19 protein-coding genes, 1 pseudogene and 2 other annotated features are annotated in these 18028 nt (G+C 30.9%); of the genes and pseudogenes, 1 reads left to right on the forward strand and 19 read right to left on the reverse strand.

The window, feature by feature from the left end; genetic code table 11:
* Positions 1 to 354: 354 nt before the first annotated feature.
* A complete protein-coding gene (locus tag C3E90_RS09115) occupies positions 355 to 582 on the forward strand; it encodes a hypothetical protein (RefSeq protein ID WP_236915330.1) in 228 nt (75 codons plus the stop codon).
* A gap of 52 nt (positions 583 to 634) precedes the next feature.
* Here C3E90_RS09115 and C3E90_RS09120 read toward each other — a convergent pair whose 3' ends face one another.
* The 19 genes and pseudogenes from C3E90_RS09120 to C3E90_RS09200 all read right to left on the reverse strand — a co-directional run bounded on the left by C3E90_RS09120 (position 635) and on the right by C3E90_RS09200 (position 17844).
* Positions 635 to 1363, reverse strand: a complete 729-nt coding sequence (locus tag C3E90_RS09120; protein WP_236915331.1) for an amino acid ABC transporter ATP-binding protein — start codon at positions 1361 to 1363, stop codon at positions 635 to 637.
* The gene (locus tag C3E90_RS09125) at positions 1356 to 2012 is read right to left on the reverse strand and encodes an amino acid ABC transporter permease (RefSeq protein WP_236915332.1); all 657 of its coding nucleotides are present in this window, start codon (positions 2010 to 2012) and stop codon (positions 1356 to 1358) included. Before C3E90_RS09125 ends, C3E90_RS09120 begins: the two co-directional genes overlap by 8 nt.
* A 24-nt stretch (positions 2013 to 2036) precedes the next feature.
* Entirely contained in the window at positions 2037 to 2870 is an 834-nt protein-coding gene (locus C3E90_RS09130) for a transporter substrate-binding domain-containing protein (RefSeq protein WP_236915333.1), read from the reverse strand.
* Between the two features lie 55 nt (positions 2871 to 2925).
* Positions 2926 to 3149, reverse strand: a binding site (T-box leader).
* A gap of 48 nt (positions 3150 to 3197) precedes the next feature.
* Positions 3198 to 3429: a binding site (T-box leader), on the reverse strand.
* 116 nt (positions 3430 to 3545) lie between these two features.
* Positions 3546 to 5447, reverse strand: a complete 1902-nt coding sequence (locus C3E90_RS09135; RefSeq protein ID WP_236915334.1) for a cobalamin-binding protein — start codon at positions 5445 to 5447, stop codon at positions 3546 to 3548.
* Positions 5448 to 5696: 249 nt separating this feature from the next.
* Entirely contained in the window at positions 5697 to 6635 is a 939-nt protein-coding gene (locus C3E90_RS09140) for a hypothetical protein (protein WP_236915335.1), read from the reverse strand.
* A gap of 263 nt (positions 6636 to 6898) precedes the next feature.
* Entirely contained in the window at positions 6899 to 7246 is a 348-nt protein-coding gene (locus C3E90_RS09145; protein WP_236915336.1) for a UvrD-helicase domain-containing protein, read from the reverse strand.
* A 166-nt stretch (positions 7247 to 7412) separates the two neighbouring features.
* Entirely contained in the window at positions 7413 to 7682 is a 270-nt protein-coding gene (locus C3E90_RS09150) for a barstar family protein (protein ID WP_236915337.1), read from the reverse strand.
* A gap of 2 nt (positions 7683 to 7684) precedes the next feature.
* Entirely contained in the window at positions 7685 to 8179 is a 495-nt protein-coding gene (locus tag C3E90_RS09155) for a ribonuclease domain-containing protein (RefSeq protein ID WP_336513027.1), read from the reverse strand.
* Positions 8180 to 8263: 84 nt separating this feature from the next.
* A complete protein-coding gene (locus tag C3E90_RS09160; protein ID WP_236915338.1) occupies positions 8264 to 8839 on the reverse strand; it encodes a hypothetical protein in 576 nt (191 codons plus the stop codon).
* Positions 8840 to 8851: 12 nt separating this feature from the next.
* A complete protein-coding gene (locus C3E90_RS09165) occupies positions 8852 to 10456 on the reverse strand; it encodes a DEAD/DEAH box helicase (RefSeq protein ID WP_336513028.1) in 1605 nt (534 codons plus the stop codon).
* Positions 10457 to 10474: 18 nt separating this feature from the next.
* A pseudogene (locus tag C3E90_RS13340) lies at positions 10475 to 10900 on the reverse strand (DEAD/DEAH box helicase family protein); the annotation flags it as partial.
* Between the two features lie 263 nt (positions 10901 to 11163).
* Positions 11164 to 13626 carry an ABC transporter permease gene (locus C3E90_RS09170; protein ID WP_236915340.1) on the reverse strand — a complete coding sequence of 821 codons (2463 nt, stop codon included), beginning with the start codon at positions 13624 to 13626 and terminating at the stop codon, positions 11164 to 11166.
* A complete protein-coding gene (locus C3E90_RS09175; protein WP_236915341.1) occupies positions 13619 to 14299 on the reverse strand; it encodes an ABC transporter ATP-binding protein in 681 nt (226 codons plus the stop codon). Before C3E90_RS09175 ends, C3E90_RS09170 begins: the two co-directional genes overlap by 8 nt.
* Before the next feature lie 54 nt (positions 14300 to 14353).
* Positions 14354 to 15217: a sensor histidine kinase gene (locus C3E90_RS09180; protein WP_236915342.1), complete on the reverse strand. Its 864-nt coding sequence runs from the start codon at positions 15215 to 15217 to the stop codon at positions 14354 to 14356.
* Positions 15218 to 15221: 4 nt separating this feature from the next.
* On the reverse strand, positions 15222 to 15872 hold the full coding sequence (locus tag C3E90_RS09185) for a response regulator transcription factor (RefSeq protein ID WP_236915343.1): 651 nt from the start codon (positions 15870 to 15872) through the stop codon (positions 15222 to 15224).
* A gap of 138 nt (positions 15873 to 16010) precedes the next feature.
* The gene (locus C3E90_RS13345) at positions 16011 to 16139 is read right to left on the reverse strand and encodes a hypothetical protein (protein ID WP_272879110.1); all 129 of its coding nucleotides are present in this window, start codon (positions 16137 to 16139) and stop codon (positions 16011 to 16013) included.
* Between the two features lie 200 nt (positions 16140 to 16339).
* The gene (locus tag C3E90_RS09190; RefSeq protein WP_236915344.1) at positions 16340 to 16489 is read right to left on the reverse strand and encodes a ketopantoate reductase family protein; all 150 of its coding nucleotides are present in this window, start codon (positions 16487 to 16489) and stop codon (positions 16340 to 16342) included.
* Between the two features lie 159 nt (positions 16490 to 16648).
* The gene (locus C3E90_RS09195; protein WP_236915345.1) at positions 16649 to 17269 is read right to left on the reverse strand and encodes a hypothetical protein; all 621 of its coding nucleotides are present in this window, start codon (positions 17267 to 17269) and stop codon (positions 16649 to 16651) included.
* An 80-nt stretch (positions 17270 to 17349) separates the two neighbouring features.
* Positions 17350 to 17844, reverse strand: a complete 495-nt coding sequence (locus C3E90_RS09200) for a hypothetical protein (RefSeq protein WP_236915346.1) — start codon at positions 17842 to 17844, stop codon at positions 17350 to 17352.
* Between the last annotated feature and the right edge of the window lie 184 nt (positions 17845 to 18028).

Genomic DNA, 18028 nt, shown 5'->3' on the forward strand with positions numbered 1-18028 from the left:
GGTAGTGTATGCATTTTTATTGGCATTTATAGGGTGTATGACATTTATTATCCTATAATGGAAAACAAGATCTAAAATTTACATAACAGGAGTTATTAATATAGCTGACAATAATGCTAAAATTGTTTTAATATTCGTTCCTGTTCCTCCTTGTTCATATTTTGATAAATCTTATTCTATCGTACTACTTCAACTTTCATATTGTCAAGGAAAGAAAATCCAATTGAGACAGTTTTGGGACAGTGAGAACCGTCCCCGCTGTCCCACCCGCTGTCCCATTATAACATCTTAGAATAAAAAAACTTTATATGGTGAATATATCTATTAGATGAAATAAATATGGGAGGCATCTAAATGAAAAATATCTTAAAATCACAATTAGAATCCTATAAAAGGGATAATACAGAAAGTAGTAAAGAAGCAATTCTATCTACAATGGATTCAATATCTAATACAATGACAGGTAGCGATATGTCAACGGTAAATACAATAGAAGAAGCTAGAAGGGCATTAACATCAAATAGAAGCAATAAGAGTGAAATAGTTAAAACAGTAGAAAATGTAATATCAAGCTTAAAGTAAAAATGAATGAAAAGGATGCTTTGGGACAGGGAGAACCGTCCCCGCTGTCCCATTAGTATTCTAGTACTTTGGATAAAAATTCTATTGTTCTTGGATTTTGTGGGTTTTCAAATAATTCAACTGCATTGTTTTCTTCAATAATTTCTCCGTCAGCCATTAATATTACCCTATTGGCTACTTGCTTGGCAAAGGCCATTTCATGGGTTACTACAATCATTGTCATACCTGTTTTAGCTAAATCCTTCATTACATTTAATACTTCTCCAACCATTTCTGGGTCAAGGGCTGATGTAACTTCATCGAAAAGCATTACTTCTGGGTCCATGGCAAGGGACCTAGCAATGGCTATCCTTTGTTTTTGGCCTCCAGATAGGGAGCCTGGATAGGCATTTTTCTTGTCTAATAAGTCCATAGTATTAAGGAGTTCAATAGCTTTTTCTTCTGCCTTTTCCCTAGTTAATTTTCCTGTTAATACTGGAGCTAAAGTTATATTCTCCAAAACCGTTTTATGAGGAAACAGATGAAAATGTTGAAACACCATCCCAATTTGCTGTCTTATTTTATCTATTCCATTCCCTGATTTAGCTATATTTTTATCATTATAATATATATTTCCAGATGTGGGTTCTTCCAAATAATCTATGCACCTTATTAGTGTACTTTTACCAGAACCAGAAGGTCCTATAAGACCAATGACTTCACCATCTTCTATTTCTAAGTTTATATCCTTTAGTACATGTTTATTTCCAAAGTATTTATTTAGATTTTCTATTTTAATCATTGTGGGCTAATCTCCTTTCAAATAATCCAATTACCTTAGATAATGTAAAGGTGAATATAAAATATATTACTGCTACTATTATCAATGGATTGAAAGGCTGAAAGCTTCTACTTTGTACTATTTTTGATGCATACATTAAATCCGCTACTCCTATGGTGGAAGCTACAGCGGTCTCTTTTATCAAAGTAACAAACTCGTTTCCCAAAGCTGGCAATATATTTTTGATAGCCTGAGGTAGTATTATATATCTCATAGTTTGTCCCTCAGATAGACCTAAGCTTCTACTGGCTTCTGTTTGTCCTTTGTCTATAGATTGAATGCCAGAACGGATAATTTCTGCTACATAGGCTGCACTGTTTAAGGAAACAGCTATTAGAGCAGCTAAAAATCCATCCATATTTACCCCCATAATTACATAACTTCCAAAGTAAACTAAAGCTATTTGCACCATCATAGGTGTACCACGGACTATCTCAATATATATAGATGAGATAGCCCTTAATAATTTAACCTTTGATAGTTTCAAAAGACTTAATAAAGCTCCTAAGGTAGTCCCTATAATAAGAGATAAAAAAGATAATAATATAGTTGTTTTAATCCCTATTAGATAATAATGTTTATATTTTACCAATAACTCTACTACGTTCAATTTTTTTCCTCCTAATTTATTAACCTATTCTGCATCGTTAAGCTCATTTGCTTCAACTAACCATTTTTCCAGTAAACCTTTTGATTTTGCCTCAGCTAATATTTCATTTAACTTATCAGTTAATTCATCATTTCCTTCTTTTACAGCTATGGCTACACCTCCAGCATCGGTGTCAATAGTTAAACCCTCTACAACCATAATATCATCATTTGCCTTTGCAAAAGATTCAGCAACAGGTGCTTCCATAAGGGCACAATCTATTTTTTTAGTCTTTAGATTCATCACTATATCTGGATTTGTACTTAAACTTTTAACATCTGCATCTTTTATTTCTGTCTTTGCAATCTCTTCTTGAGTTGTGCCAATTTGTACTCCTATACTTTTGCCATCTAAATCCTCTACGGAAGTTATTTTAGACTGATCTTCCTTATGAACTAAAACAGAAAGATTGGCTTCGTAATAGATATCGGTAAAGTTTGCTTCCCTTTCAGGGTCTGGATTCATACCAGCTACTACCATATCTAACATTCCAGTAGATAATCCACCTAAAAGTTTATCAAATTCCATATCTTTTATCTCTAATTCTACGCCTAACTCATCAGCTATATACTTTGCAATTTCAATATCAAAACCAACAATCTCATCTTTCCCATCTATCATCGTATGAAATTCAAAAGGTGGATAATCTGCACTTGTTCCCATTACTAATTTACCTTTATCCTTGATTCCATCTAATGAATAACTTTCAACTTCTGAATTACTATCCTCTAAATTTGCCTTATCATCCTTCCCACAAGCTACAAGTAAGCTTGATAAAACCAGTAAAATTACCATAAATAGACTAATATGCTTTTTCATTTTATACACCTCTTAGTTTAAATTTTGTAATAAAAAACTCGCCTCTATATTAAATATAAGAGACGAGATAACCCGCGTTACCACTCTAATTGGTTTAATTCTTAAACCCAGCTCAACTCAAATAACGCTTTGAATGCGAAATGAGATACTCACCTAATAGGCTTTGTCCCATTTGTCTCCACAGCTCTTTTCATTATACTTTCCATTCTCTGGCTCTCACCTTCCCCAGTTCTCTGTAAAATCTACTAATATAATTACTCTCTGTATTATTGACTATAAATATTTAATTTTAGATTACATCCTTAAAATACAAAAAACCCGTCTCCATAAAGAGACGAGTATATATGCCCGCGGTACCACTCTAATTGTATTTTAACTAGTAAAATCCAACTTAAATCAAATAACGCTTTGAATGCGGAATAAGATACTCACTTATAAGCTTTGTCCTATTCATTTCAGCAACTCTTTTCATTAAGCTTTCCACCACCTGGCTCTCACCTTCCCCAGTTCTCTGTAGGATGTACTCATCAAAATTACTCTTTTGCTTCTCAAATATTTTAAAATATTTTCAATATGTATTTAATCATAAGTTCTAATTAATATTTTGTCAAGCTTTTTTTGTTTATTTAATAAAAAAAACTGATAGCTTAACTACTATCAGTTTTCTTATTAAATCTATAAAAGATTAACTTTCTGGTTTAAAATATATTCTACTTCCTTTATATTTTCCTTGGCATAATCCACTACCTTATCAGATTTTATTACCCGATTATTTTCATCTACAATTTTAACACTGCCCTTTACCGGTTTTGTTTTCCATGCTTTAGCATATTTAAATTCATCTACCTCTCCCCATAAATATGGTACTGGTAAAAAACCTGCTGCAAATATCTTATAAAATCCTTCAGGTGAATAGGGATTCTCTATATTTCTTTCAATTCCAGAAATTATGGTCCTTGCAGAATCCATTAGTTCCAGCATCCGTTCTTGAACATCTATATTTTTACCCATATCCTCTATTTTGCCTTTCCTTCTAAGTTCTCTATATTTTTGTAATGAATATTGGGTAATCTTTATGCTCTCGTTTATTACATCTGGCGTTGCTAGATGAGAAGCTTCTGAATAACTAACCACATGAATAATAGGTGGGCTAGTCTCATCATAAGGGTCTATATCATCCATCAATGCCGTAACAGCTGCTAATTGCATTTTAGCTTCCTCTAAATCCGGTTTAAAATAGTCTAAACCTGCCCTTGGTTGTAATATTACTTTAAAGTTTAAATCTTCTAGTTCTTTTACAAGGGTAAGCATGGCCCTAGATTTGGCTAAGTCTTGAATCCCCCATGTATACCTAGGAGTATTTAGCATGTTCTGCAATATTAAAGTTTCAATGCCCATCTTTTTAGCAAGTTTAGCAGCTAAATAAGCAGATACAACATAGGTTACATCATCTGCTCCTCTAAAGGCAAAATGGTGAGGAAGATTAGGTTCAAAGGGTTTATTTGTCTTTGCAATATATTTTAATGTTTCAATATGTTGTTTTAAATTGGTATATAAATCATAAGGACCTCTTCCATCTAGTTTATTAAACCACCATAGGGATAAGGCATGCCAACATATATTGATGGTTTCTTCATAGATTTTAGCCAATTCTGGTATATTTTTTGTTCCAGCATAGGTTCTTAATAAAAGAGGTCTAGAGGCTTCCCAAATCATCCTATATTCTTCTGGTGAATTAATAGGTACACCACCACCATTAGGCATGTCTTCCCAGTCTTCCCCAAAGTTTGATTGGGTTAATTGGGAGGTTCCAATGGATAAAATATCCAAATATCTAGCCTCTGCTAATTCCTTTGCCCAGGATATAAATTCTTTAACGGAATCCAGCCTATCCACAGAAGATGAATAGGGCCCTACATGGGCACGCATTAAAGGCATAAAAGGCCTTCTCATATTAGCGTTAATCCTTTTTACAACTGTATCGTCGGAAGTCCCGTATTCATCATATGTAGCCCTGTCTATAGGCTTAAAGGCCTCGTATTCATAAGTATTAATTATGTCTTTGCCAAATTCCATTCTCAAATCATCATATAGGCTACCTTCTAATATATCCTTAGGAATCCTATCTTCTGGAACTCCCATTTTGGTTAAGGATTCACGGACAGTTTCTCCACCCTTAAAAGTTTTGACAAACCCCTTGTGTTCCTTATCTATTACTTCGCAGGTTTTAGGTAATCCACCAAAGAATATAGATTTAATAGGCCCTCCCTGATAATGTAACATATTATTGCTTTTTAATTCATTCATAAAATAGCCTACCATGTTTACAGCTTCATCTTGATCTAATCTATAACTTAGGCCAATCTGTGTAACTTTCTTATGACGAATCCATTCTAAAACTTTTTCCCTATTTACTTCATACCTAATATTATTCATAGCTTTGGCAATATCTTCATCCCCAATAATCACTTGATATCCACAATCCCGTAATAGTTCTGTAGCTGAATTAATCCCTAATGTATGGGCATCAAGAGATGGTTTAATAAAAGCAAATATATCCCCATCTACAGCTAACATCGAACATCCCCCCTTGGAAAAATTATTGATACTGAAAAATGCATTACATTTATTAATACCCAATAAATGTATCCATTAAACTAATATGGTATATTATTAGGGGTAAATATTATATAATAAGTTCATAAGTTAGCGCCGGGCTTGAATGTTTTTCTATGTTTATTTGCCAATGTCTAGCGATTTGGTTTGTCATCGTTCATTAGAATAATGATTATTATTTGTGTTAGGTTATGATATTTTCTCGGTGCATTAACATTCTTCAATTAACCTTTTTATCTCTACTTGTGTCTTTTCTAACTCCATTTCTAAATGGTCCAAATTCCTTGTTAATGTATTCAATACTCTACTTATATCTCTATCCATGCTACGAGCTCTATCTAATGAATCATTTATCTTATTCTGTACAATCCAATCTGTTATTAACCCATCAAAGAAATAATCAGCAAAGGTTTCAAAGGAGCCTATATTTATATCTATATCTGTTGAAGTATCCACATCAGATAATTCCTTTTTAAATATTCTAAGAAGTCTTTGAACATTATATACTTGTTCTTTAGCATCATCTATTTTAGAATGTTTTGCAGCTGTTGCTATGAATCCCCCTCCAAGAATATCCCACATTCCCCAGTTTTCAGCACTTCTCAATGACTTTATTACTTCTCCTAAAGCACTTTTGACATTGTCACCTGCGTTAATAGCTTCTTTAATTTCCTTTATATCCAATTCCAATTCTATAGCTTTGTCTACATTAGTTTTTAATCTTTGGGAATTCACATCATTTCTACTTAATATAAAATCCCTTTTTTTATTCAGTAAACTCCTATATTCTTCTTCTATACCTGTATATTTATTTGACTCATCCTTATAAATTCTAATTTCTTCTTCTATATCTTTAATAGAATTACAACACTCATCATATTTAAGTTTAGCAGCTAAATATTCTTGCCTTTCTTTATCTAACTGTTCCTCTTTGCTGCCTAATATGGAATAAAATAATCCTGTTATACTCAAAGACTCCAGTTGTCTAACATCTTTTTCTTCTTTTTGTAATATTCTATTAAGGTTATTTTTTTTGTTCTTTTGAATTTTTAATTCTTCTTTAGATTGGTTCAACATGAATTCTACTTTCTCTTTTCTTCTAAGCGTTTCCCTTAATTCAAAAATTCTATCATTAAAAACTTCAAACATACTTTTTCTCCTTTCATAACATCTTCAAAATCTATTAATTTCCTATATTCTACATTGTAATTTTATTCAATATTTCCTCTAAAAGAGAATACCCTACTCCTACTGGATTTGTTTTTCCCTCTATTTCAAATTATACTATTCATAATCTCGTTTAACAAACAATAAATAAGCACCTCATTAACAGGTGCGAAATAGCCTTCTCTTGTAATAATTTCATAAGTTAGTACCTGACTTGTAAATAAACTATCACCATTAACTGTCCTTCAATATTTTGGTAAACACCCCCCAGTGGTTGTCCCGGTATTCCAAATTTTATACATTAAACTATCTATTGTAGTTATTTCCACATTATTATCGTTTTTAGAAAATATTTCTAACTGATAATTTTCCTCTTCTGCTTTATCATATAGATACTTTATGTAGTTTAATAGGGTCTTGTTAAAGGTTACCAACAAAACCTTATCGTCTTCGTTAGGACAATAGTGGTGTAATAAAAATGGAATTCTCCTTACAGCCACAGTAGTCTTCCCTGAACCCGCTACCCCTTTTACTAGCATATGCCCATTTGGTTCTAGTTCGACTATTCTTCTCTGTTCTAGATTTAATTTCATAGACCCCACCCCCTATACATTTCCACTATACCATATTTATTCTACAAATGGATGCAATTTCCTTCAATTATTACGGAATAAATTATATGAAAAACGGAAAGATTAAAATCTTACCGTTAGTTTTTCTTTATATTTAATTTATCTTATACTGTTTTTATAAAATCTCCTAATCTATTTTAAACTCAATATTAGTATTTTCTTCTTCTACATCTTCCAATAGTTTGATTAAGGATTTACCATAATGCCCTAAATTTTCTATTAGTTTATCCTTGTTGATTAAAACTATCTCAATAGGTTCACTATAGGTACTTAAAACATCATATAAGGCATCTAAATTATTGCCATAGTATTCTTCAGAGTTTAATGCATTTTTCATATATAAGTGTACTGTTTCTTTAGTTTTCATTTGTTTTCCATCAAGTGTCACTTTAATCATATTTATTCATCTCCATATAATAATTCAAAACTATCATAATGATCTTCTGTATAGTAGATTAATCCATCATTAGAATATACTAATCTTTCAGCGCCTCTATGGCCACCTTCATAATTTATATCGCATTCATAATACTGTCTACCTTCTTTTTCAGGCAGTTTACCCTCTCTATTTCCAAACTTGTCTCCTCCAATACTCTTCTTATCCGTTAAATCCCATAGATTGCCTTTACTTGCTTCCCAACCTAAATCTCTTGCTTCTTTTTTAGTGATATAATTTTTAGGGAGTTTGTTATAGATATGTATATATAAAGAAACATCTTCTTTACTTATATAATATCCATCTTCATCGATTTGAACTTCTAATTTCTCATCTGCATTTTCCTCAGTATCTTGAATTTTATCTTCAACTGTTGTATCTATACTTGAACAAGCTACTAAAGAAAAACTTAATAAAATTATTAAAAATAATGATAATGTTTTTTTCATCTTTTTCATTTTTAATCCCCTTTTCAAGTCTATGATCATGATTAAGTCAGTTTATATCATTATACATACTCTTAATCCTTATTTTCCCCACAATTAGGTAGATTTGAAAGCATATTCACCATCGTAATTTTCTATATAGTCAATTACCTTTGGTATTAAAATATCCTGAGCAAATTTAGATTCTGCATACCAAATATTAGATCTACCCATTCCCATACCTGTACCAACAGCAGAAGCTCTTTCTATAGGAAAAGTTCTTTGTTCTTCTGGAAGCAAATAGCAGTCCTTTGCGGAAGCCTTGATTCTATAATACAAATCATGGTGGTGATTGGTAAAGGCCCTTCCATATTGTTCTTCCCTAAATACTGTGGCATTTTTATACCATCCAACAATTCTAGTTTCGCTATTTTCATTAGTAGCTACCCAAATAACCAATACATCCTCTACAGAGGATTGATTACTAGCCACTCCCTCAAAATGTTTTTCCAAGGCCATATTACCATATAGCATCACATATCCATAACAATAGCCATTATAATCTTGAAAATTATAAATTTCTCCTCCATCTTCATTTTCTTTTATATAGGAACCAGCATTAATAGGCTTGTCTTCTTCAGTAGTTCCTAAATAGTATTTCATCCAAGCTATATTACAGAAAAGTACTTTCATATTCCTCTCCTCCTACCATTCAAATTTATATTCACCAATACCATAATCCAAAAACCTATTATGCTCAGTATAATCAGGATATTTATGTTCCTGCCTATAAAACTCCCTATCGTGATACCAGTAGTCCCTATGTAGCAATTCATGATATATGACAAATTTCACAGTTTCTCGTGGTACATCAGGAGAATTAAGCAAACAGTTGATTCTAATTCTTCCCCCTATAAAATATTTTCCATAGAAACTCTTATATGGCTTATCTGTCCATTCTATAGATTGAATTCCTTCATATTCTCCATCAAACATTTCATCTACCACTTCATTATATAATTCTTGAAGATCGTAAGTAGCTTCCAATCTAAAGGGTATTAATTCAATGGGTATTTCTTCAATTGTAGAGGAAACAGGTCTTATGCCCCTATCATATCTAATACAATCCATAAGTCTATTATAATAGCTATTATAATCCCCATAAATATCCTCTATTATATTCTTATATTGATCAAAAATTTTCATAATTTCATCCTCTAAGTCTGCTAATCCTACATTTTGCTCCTTAAATTTTGCAACTAATATAATTGGATCTATGTTATTTCGTTCTTCAAAAGTAAATAATTGAGGAAATTCATTACTTTCCTGCCAATTATCTAAAAATAGTTTTAATTCATCTGTATTCGGTGGCATTTCAAATCCCCCGAAATATTGATTAATTAATTTATTTTCATTTATATTGAAACTATCAAACTTTCCATCTAAATCTTCTTTTAATTTTTTAAATCCAGGTAATTGTTTCTCAAATACAAGCATTTTATAATCTTCACCTTCATTATCTACAAGAGGATACCAACCTGCTGGCAATGTTAAGGTCTTTATTATTGACTTTTCTCCCTCAAAATTTATACCTGAATATATATCTCCTACTAAATCCCAAGGTATTCTATCTATAATAATTTCTCTATATTCCCTAGTATCAGGTCTTTTTGCTACAATATCTTCATCTACTAGCCATTTTGGATTTAGCCATTTATTAAATGTATCCCATTTATCATTGAAATCAACTATTATAGCTTCATCCGTCCCTCCTGCTAATGTCCCCCGCATACCCCTCCCAATCATTTGCATTAATAGTCCTTCACTTTGAGTGGGGCGAGTTAAAAATATGGTCTGTATATCTGGCACATCGCTGCCTTCAGTTAAAATATTAATATTTACTAATACATCTATTTCATTTTCTTTAAATCGTCTAATTTTCTCTTCATTATCACTATTTCCAGAGTAGATATAATCACATTTAATCCCTGCCTTTTGTAAATCTTTGCAAAGTGTATAGCAATGGATTCCATTTAATGCAAAAATAAGGGTTTTACCATATCTTTCTTTGTTTTTAATATAAGTATCTACTATTATTTCATTTCTCTTAGTGGATTGAGCAATCTTATTAGCTAAAGTAGGAGGAATTTCTCCATACCTTTTAATTAATTTAGCTTCGTCAATACTAATTACGGGTTCAAAGTTTATGTCAGTCTCAATATTCTCAAATACTGGTGTAGCAAGTATTTGTTTCGTTATTAATTCACTCATTGATATATGGTAAATAATATTGCTATAAAAGGTTTCCATTAAAAATTTGCTTTCACTATCTGTTCCCCTTATGGGAGTTGCTGTTAGCCCAAGTAATTTTACATCCTTCCTTCTTTCCCTAATATATTTAATTATTCTAAGATATGACATTGCAACTGTATGATGGGCTTCATCTACTACAATTATTATTTTTTTAGCCAATACCTTGTTTAAATAGTCAATATTTCTAAAACCAGATTGAACACCTATTATCATAATATCATCAGTTTTTTTAGTGGCCTTTATGGAACTGTGTTCACCAGAAACACACACCATGTCTAATTTTTTAGCTGATGGATTTTGACTTTTAATTAAGGGAGCAAAATTATAAAATGCATCTGCCGTTTGATCTATTAACATATGTCTATGGGTTAGCCAGATTATCTGATATTCCCTGCTTACCATATTCTTTAATAGAAAATAAACTGCAGTTCTAGTCTTGCCACTTCCTGTAGCTGGGTCACAAACTTTACTTTTTTAAATCCTTTATTTTGCAGGCTTTTAGCTACTTATCATTTATCTGACACAGGGTTTAAGAAGCGTTCAAAAATAGCTATCTTTAGAGTTTTAAGCTATGTTTAATAATTTAAATAAAAATCCTGCATCTACACTCAGAAGGTTTGTTAGACACTATAGTTTAATGAGTCAAATTTGAAAGGGATCTTATGGGTATATTTATTCCACTTTAAGATCCCTATTTCTTAGGATTACTTAATCACTTCAATAACTGGTCTATTTAGTATTTTATTTACAGCACCACGATGAATTAAAATATTAACTCCGTAGATTAATCCAGCGAAAAGTATAAACCCTAAATAATCAAAGTAGCTAAATAAAATCTTTGGAGTAACTGTCCACGAAAATATGGGTATTATAAAGATTAATATTGTGTTTAGTAAAATCACAATAAAAAATGATTTTATTTGTTCCATTATAAAGTTGCTGGTTAGTTTTTTCTTTAACTCAATCTTATCCATTCCACATGAATAAAGTATCCCTATTTCTTTTTTCCGATTAAGCAAACTCAAGCTAATTGATGAATAACCATTTGTAACATTCAAGATAAATATGATTAAGGCAAATCCTCCCATCATATATGAAAGAGATTTTACGTCTTTAGAATGAGCTGTTTTGATTTCATCCCCTGTCAAAATATTATATCGTTCATCATAGGAAATCGAATCATTTAATCTAATCTCTATTAATTCCCGACTGTCTTTTAAATCCTCTTCACTGACTTTCATCTCCAAAGAATAGTAGTTGATTATATCTCGTCCATAATTATCCTTATACTCTTTGTTCCAATCTTCCATTAACTTTTGATAGTTCTCAAAATCTGTATATAATCGTATTTGGAAAGGCAACAACCTATCTTGATATCCTTTTAAATCATCAATTATCTGATCAATTTTTATTTCACGCAGTTGACCTTCTTTATCATCAGTAATACGATAGTTTAATTTATTTAGTGGCTTAAAGTATGGGATATATGTCGCCTTGGAAAGTGGTTCTTTTGGATCTCTTTGGGTTTTGTTTAATAAAAGAATTTCACCTTTTCCCCCTCCAATTTCCTTAAAAGCCTGGTCATCTAAGGCATAAAATTCTCCCTCCAGAAAGTTCTTCCCAAGTCTATCCCCCTCTTCAATGAGGTCTTTATCCAGTTTTAAATCTTTAAACTCATCTGAGAATTCCAGCTCCATAGGTACAGTAATATACTTAGAAACAGAAATATAAGCTTTTTGATTTGGGATCATTTCCACGATTTCCTCCAATACAGAAGGAATTTCTTTTTGTTTACTTATATAGGTGATTGTAATATTATAATCTTTTTCAAAGTATCCATACTCACGATAATAAGTTGCCATTGCTAAAACAATAATAAAAATCCCTACTATAAATACACCTAAAATAGAAATAGACCTTTGAGATATTATTGTCTTTGAATTGTTAATCTGTAATTCTTTCCATAGATTATCATGTTGCCTACGTTTAATATTTTTTATATTGAAATTCCCTTTTATCCCATCTATGATATTTATCTTGGATATCTTTCTTGCTGGTGCAATAACAGACAATAGTACAGTAATCAAGCTTACCAAAACAATGCAAGCACTCAGCATGGTGTTAAATGGCATCTTTTCAATCATTTCCACACCATTAATTGTCTGTACCTTCTGGTAAATTTTATTTATTAAAAAATATCCTGCCATATGCCCAAAGAATATCGGTATAATTGAAGTCCATATAGCTTCTTTTAGTAGGCGAGTATATATCTGAAAATCAGTTGACCCTATAGATTTATATATGGACAATTCTCTGATTTTTCTAATTCCCCATATTGTAAAAATATTTTTAATAAGGAAAACAAATAATAATATAACACCAATCACAGAAAAACCTATAAATAATTTAGGTAATATCCTTTGAAAAACTGGTTTATCAACACCATAGTACCTAATGACACTTTCAACAAAATTTAGATCTATCGTCTTGCCCCCTGTTTTTTCTTCAATTTTAGATACTATCTCGTCTTTTTTTAAATATGCATCCTGGAAATCATTGAAACGAAGTAAAACATCATAGTTTTTAGAATTATCCTTAAGCATTGTCGCTCCATAGTGAACTTGAGTCATTTTGTTATAAACATTTTCAGTAAAACCAACAATAGTATATTCTTTTGTTTCATTGCTTATAAATTCTTCTTTATCAGTTAGTGTTGACAAACTATCAATTTCTTGTCCATCAACATAGCGAATTCCTTTTTCAATTTCGATTTTACTACCCAATTCTAATTTTAATTCATTTTGCAGACTTTTCGACAAAACTATTTCATCCTTCGTTTCAGGGAAACGCCCTTCTCTTAAAATGCCATCCTCAATCAAAGAATTATAACCCTTATCTTGATAGTTGATAGCCAAAAGTTGCCCCTCAACTATAGCCGAATCTCTGTGTGAATCAAATAAGGCCACTGTTTCGATATCTTCAATCTCCTGAATAGACCTTGCATCATCAACTGTTATATCACCAGAAAGAGTTGCATCGGCAATATTTCCCATGCGAAAACTTCTATAGTTATTATTTAAATTGGTAAAACCCATATAAAAAACAAATGTAAAAAAAAGAGTCGTTATTGCTACAGATAGGATTAGAGGAAGATTTTTCTTATTCATTGCACTCATCCCTCACAATCTTACCATCAATGATAGTTATCACCCTATCAGCTTGCAAAGCAATGTTTTCGTCATGGGTGATTAAAATAATAGTTTGTTTCAAAGTACGATTATAATATTTTAGAATATCTACAATTTCTTGAGAATTTTCTCTGTCTAAATTTCCCGTAGGTTCATCTGCTAAAATAATAGATGGACTATATATCAAACTTCTTGCAATCGCCACCCTTTGTTGTTGTCCGCCAGATAATTCACTTGGAAAATTGTTTAATTTGGATTCTAAACCTAATCTAGAAGCAATTTGCTCCATAGTTTCCTTATCTACATGACGATTATCTAATTTTAATGGCAATTCAATATTATGTTTAACAGTAAGATTTGGTATTAGATTATAAAACTGATAAATCAAACCTACTTTTCTACGACGAAATAACGCCAACTCCTTTGATGAATATTTAGAAATATCTGTATCTTCAATATAAATGCTACCACTTGTAGGAGTATCAACTCCTCCAATTAAATGTAAAAGTGTCGACTTTCCCGACCCACTTGGACCAACAATAGCAATAAATTCGCCTCTTTCAATAGTCAAATTTACTTTATCTACAGCATTAACTTGATTGGGACCTTCTCCATAAACTTTCATTAAGTTTTCTGTTCTTAATATCTCCATGATTTCCTCCTTGTAATTAGTTTCTATACTAATATTACAAAATCAAAGTGATAATTAAGTGACTTTGTAGAATTTTATATTAAAAATTGCACCATCTTCTCCATTTTCCACACTAATCTCCCCATTATTATTCTTTATAATAGTTTTCGCCATAGCTAGCCCTATACCAAATCCGTTAGAATCAGGTGTTTTATAAAATCGCTGGAAAATTTTATTTATATATTCTTTTTTAATGCCACCGCCGTTGTCTTCAATAAGTATATTTGTGTAAATTGGATTATCCATAGATGTAATTTTAATATAGCTACACTTGGGCAAATTAATTGCATTTTTTATAATATTAATAATCGCTTCACTAACCCAATAAAAATCAGCTATAATCAATTCTTCATTTATTTGAGTAATTAATTGGATATTATTCCTTTCTAATTCTTGATTTAAAATATCAAAAACATAGTCTATTAATTCATGAATATAAAATTCTTTAAAATTCATTTTGTCAACTTGTGCATCTAAGCTTGATAACTTCAATAGAATGTCTACTAAAGAATTCAATCTTTTCAATTGTAATTTCAAAGCATGAAATTCTTGTAAACCTTCTTGCTCTATTTCCAATAGTTGTAAATCCAAAAGCATAGTTGTAATCGGTGTCTTTATCTGATGAGAAATATTTTCTAAATTTTCAATTTGACTATCTGACAATTTCTTAATCTGTTCTCTTTCTTCTACAAGCATTAAAAATAGCTTATATATCTGATCTTCTAAAATAGCAAAATCATCTTGTTTCATAGGAATTGAATAATCACCACGGTTTAATTGTTTTATTAATTTCATAATTTCATCGATACGTTTTCTTTGCTTCCACTTCATAATCCCATAGAGTAACAATAAACTGCTTGTCCAAAGTATATATATCATTACATTAATCCATCCTGTATCCAATTCCACGTACAGTGGTAATAATAGATTTTGATGTTTTGTCTCGTATTCTTTTTATAGTCGCTGTCAGCGTATTGTCATTGACGAATTGTTCACGTTCTTCCCAAAAACGCTCTAAAAGTTGATTTCTTGTATATATTCTATGGGGATTTTTAATAAATAAAGAGAGTATCTCATACTCAAGTGCAGTAAATTCAACGGGAGCATCCATAAAATAAATAATACCTTGATCTAAATTTAGAACACATTCCTTGTACTTAATTGTATTGCCAGTGCTAATGGGTAAAGTTCGTAAAGTAGCATCAATCCTTGCTCTTAAAACACCTAAATTAAATGGCTTGGTTAGATAATCATCTGCACCACTATCTAATGCCCTGACAATAAAACTTTCGTCATTTTTAACCGTTGTAATTATGGCCCGAATATCTTTATTTTTTAAGATAGCTAATAAACTAGTTCCGTCTTTATCTGGTAGATTAATATCTAGCAAAGCCAAATCGAAGAAACTATTCATTTTATAAATTGCTTCTTCATAAGAACTTGCAATGTCCACACTATACTCCATACTTTCTAAATACTTGCGAATCTGTTGTGCTATTTTTTTATCATCTTCAATAATTAATAGTCTATACATAAATAAAATTCACCTACTTTTAAAATTTAAAAATAAATCACAATATAATTTAACTCAACTTCTAGGATTGCTACTATTATAAAAATATCTTATCACCAAAATCAAGTAGTGCAGTACACCGAATTCCATTTCTTCGCTCTATGAAAGCTTTAAAACCTTCATTTCAACAAATGTTGTAGTCTGAAATACTCTTGTAATTCCCCTGCTTATATAATAACTCATGCTTTCATTTGAAAATTCTCCTCCATAAGCAGGAAATCCAATCATCAATCCCTCCAAGAGAATTTCTCCAATTTTCATATCTAAAAGGTGTATTTACAAAGAAAACAATGTTTTTACTTTTATTTTAGTGAGGATAGGTAGTATTTTATTTACCTGTGTAAACTGCATCGTTACAAGTATATAATCATATATGTCGTCTGGTTCTAAATTATATATCACTTGAATAAGGTATCGTTCTATCGTATTTATTTTAATATCTTTAAGTAAAAGTCCATCATTTTTATGGTTTCTAATCTTTTATTCCTTGCAACAATTATAACTTCATGAACCGACTTAAAAAGTTTACCAGCAAATATACTGCCAATAACACCTGCCCCGTAAATTACAAATCTCATATTACTTGCCCTTTCATCAATATTATATTATTGATAATAAACATTAATCTACTTATACGTAACTTACAAGGATTCTAATATAAGTATACTAAATAATTATTAAAGAACTAAAGTCCTTCCTTGTCATGCACTGCTTACAGCAATTAGATCCTAATTACTCTAAGCAGTACATGAAATATACTTATTAAAAGTTCCTGAAACCCTTGATTTTATGACACATATTGCACCCATCACTATTATGACACGTTCCCCTGTAGGCATTACTAGAAGTCCCCGCTCTTCATTATTAGTAATAATGCTTTCATAAAGTTTATCTATTGCATCTTCTTGAAAATCATAAAGTGGTATTTCATTATAAATACTTTTTCTTAAGTCTATGGATATTGGATTATTATATTTAGATTGATATTCAAATAGACTTTCTCCACTTCCAATTTCGCTTAATGCGGTAATATAGGAACTAACCATTGTTGTCCCTAATGGTTTTGTGGATAGTTCAGATATCATGCTTAAGTAATTTGAGGAATGAGAATTAGATACCCTTTCATATACTTTTTCAGTTATTTCTGGATATTTTTTTAATACCCCAGTTTCAATTTCTTCTCGATATTTGATCACAAATTCTTTTGTAGGATATGGAGCTATCCTATCCATTGTTGGAATTAACATATTCTTATCGTTAATTTTTCTCTTAGGTCTAAGTTCTTTTTGAGTCTTTTCACTATAGACCACACTGATTATAAATTCTTCATCAAAATTATCCCATGTAAATACATTCATAATATCAACCCCCTTATATTCCTGTTGATTTAAATATATAATAATGCGGAATGGATATTAAGGGATAAGTTGTCCCCCTTTTATAATCTATCTACATCTAAATTAATTCCTAAATATTCGTATACCTCATCTAGAAAAAAATCAATATTATCCTTAGATTTTAAAGCATGATATACAATATAATCAAAATCATTGGTCAAATTGAGTTCCCCAGAATGCTTTCTAAAAAGTTCGTTGGCTTCTTCTATATCTAATTTCAACCCTACGGTAAATTTAGCTAAAAAGTTTCTAGTTAATTTATATCTACCATTGAGTGCCTTTTTCATTGTATCATTAGGAATACGACAACATTTTTCTATTATATTATAATCAGATATATCATTATCGTCATTTTCTATTCTATACTCTTCTGTCTTTGCCCACATTATATCCCGAATATTTTCTCGCAGTTCTGGATCATTTGAATTGATAGGTCTCCAGCTATGAGGAACTCTATCTAATTCTTTTTTAGGATTTTCTTCTATAATGCCATGAGACAAGAATTTCATATTTTGAAATTCAACTTTATTAATCAATTTTGGATGCCTCCTTACTTCTTATAATTAAGTATATGTTATCATATAATATGTAAAATTACCCATTGGAATTATGAAATGAAAAAACAGCAAGGATTTAATCTTGCCGTTTTAATTAATATCTTTCATACAAAACTATGGTTCATATAATCTTTTTACAACTTCAATTTCTTTAATCATGCAA

The organism is Clostridium sp. Cult2, assembly GCF_021655075.1.
Taxonomy (GTDB): Bacteria; Bacillota; Clostridia; order Tissierellales; family Tepidimicrobiaceae; genus Schnuerera.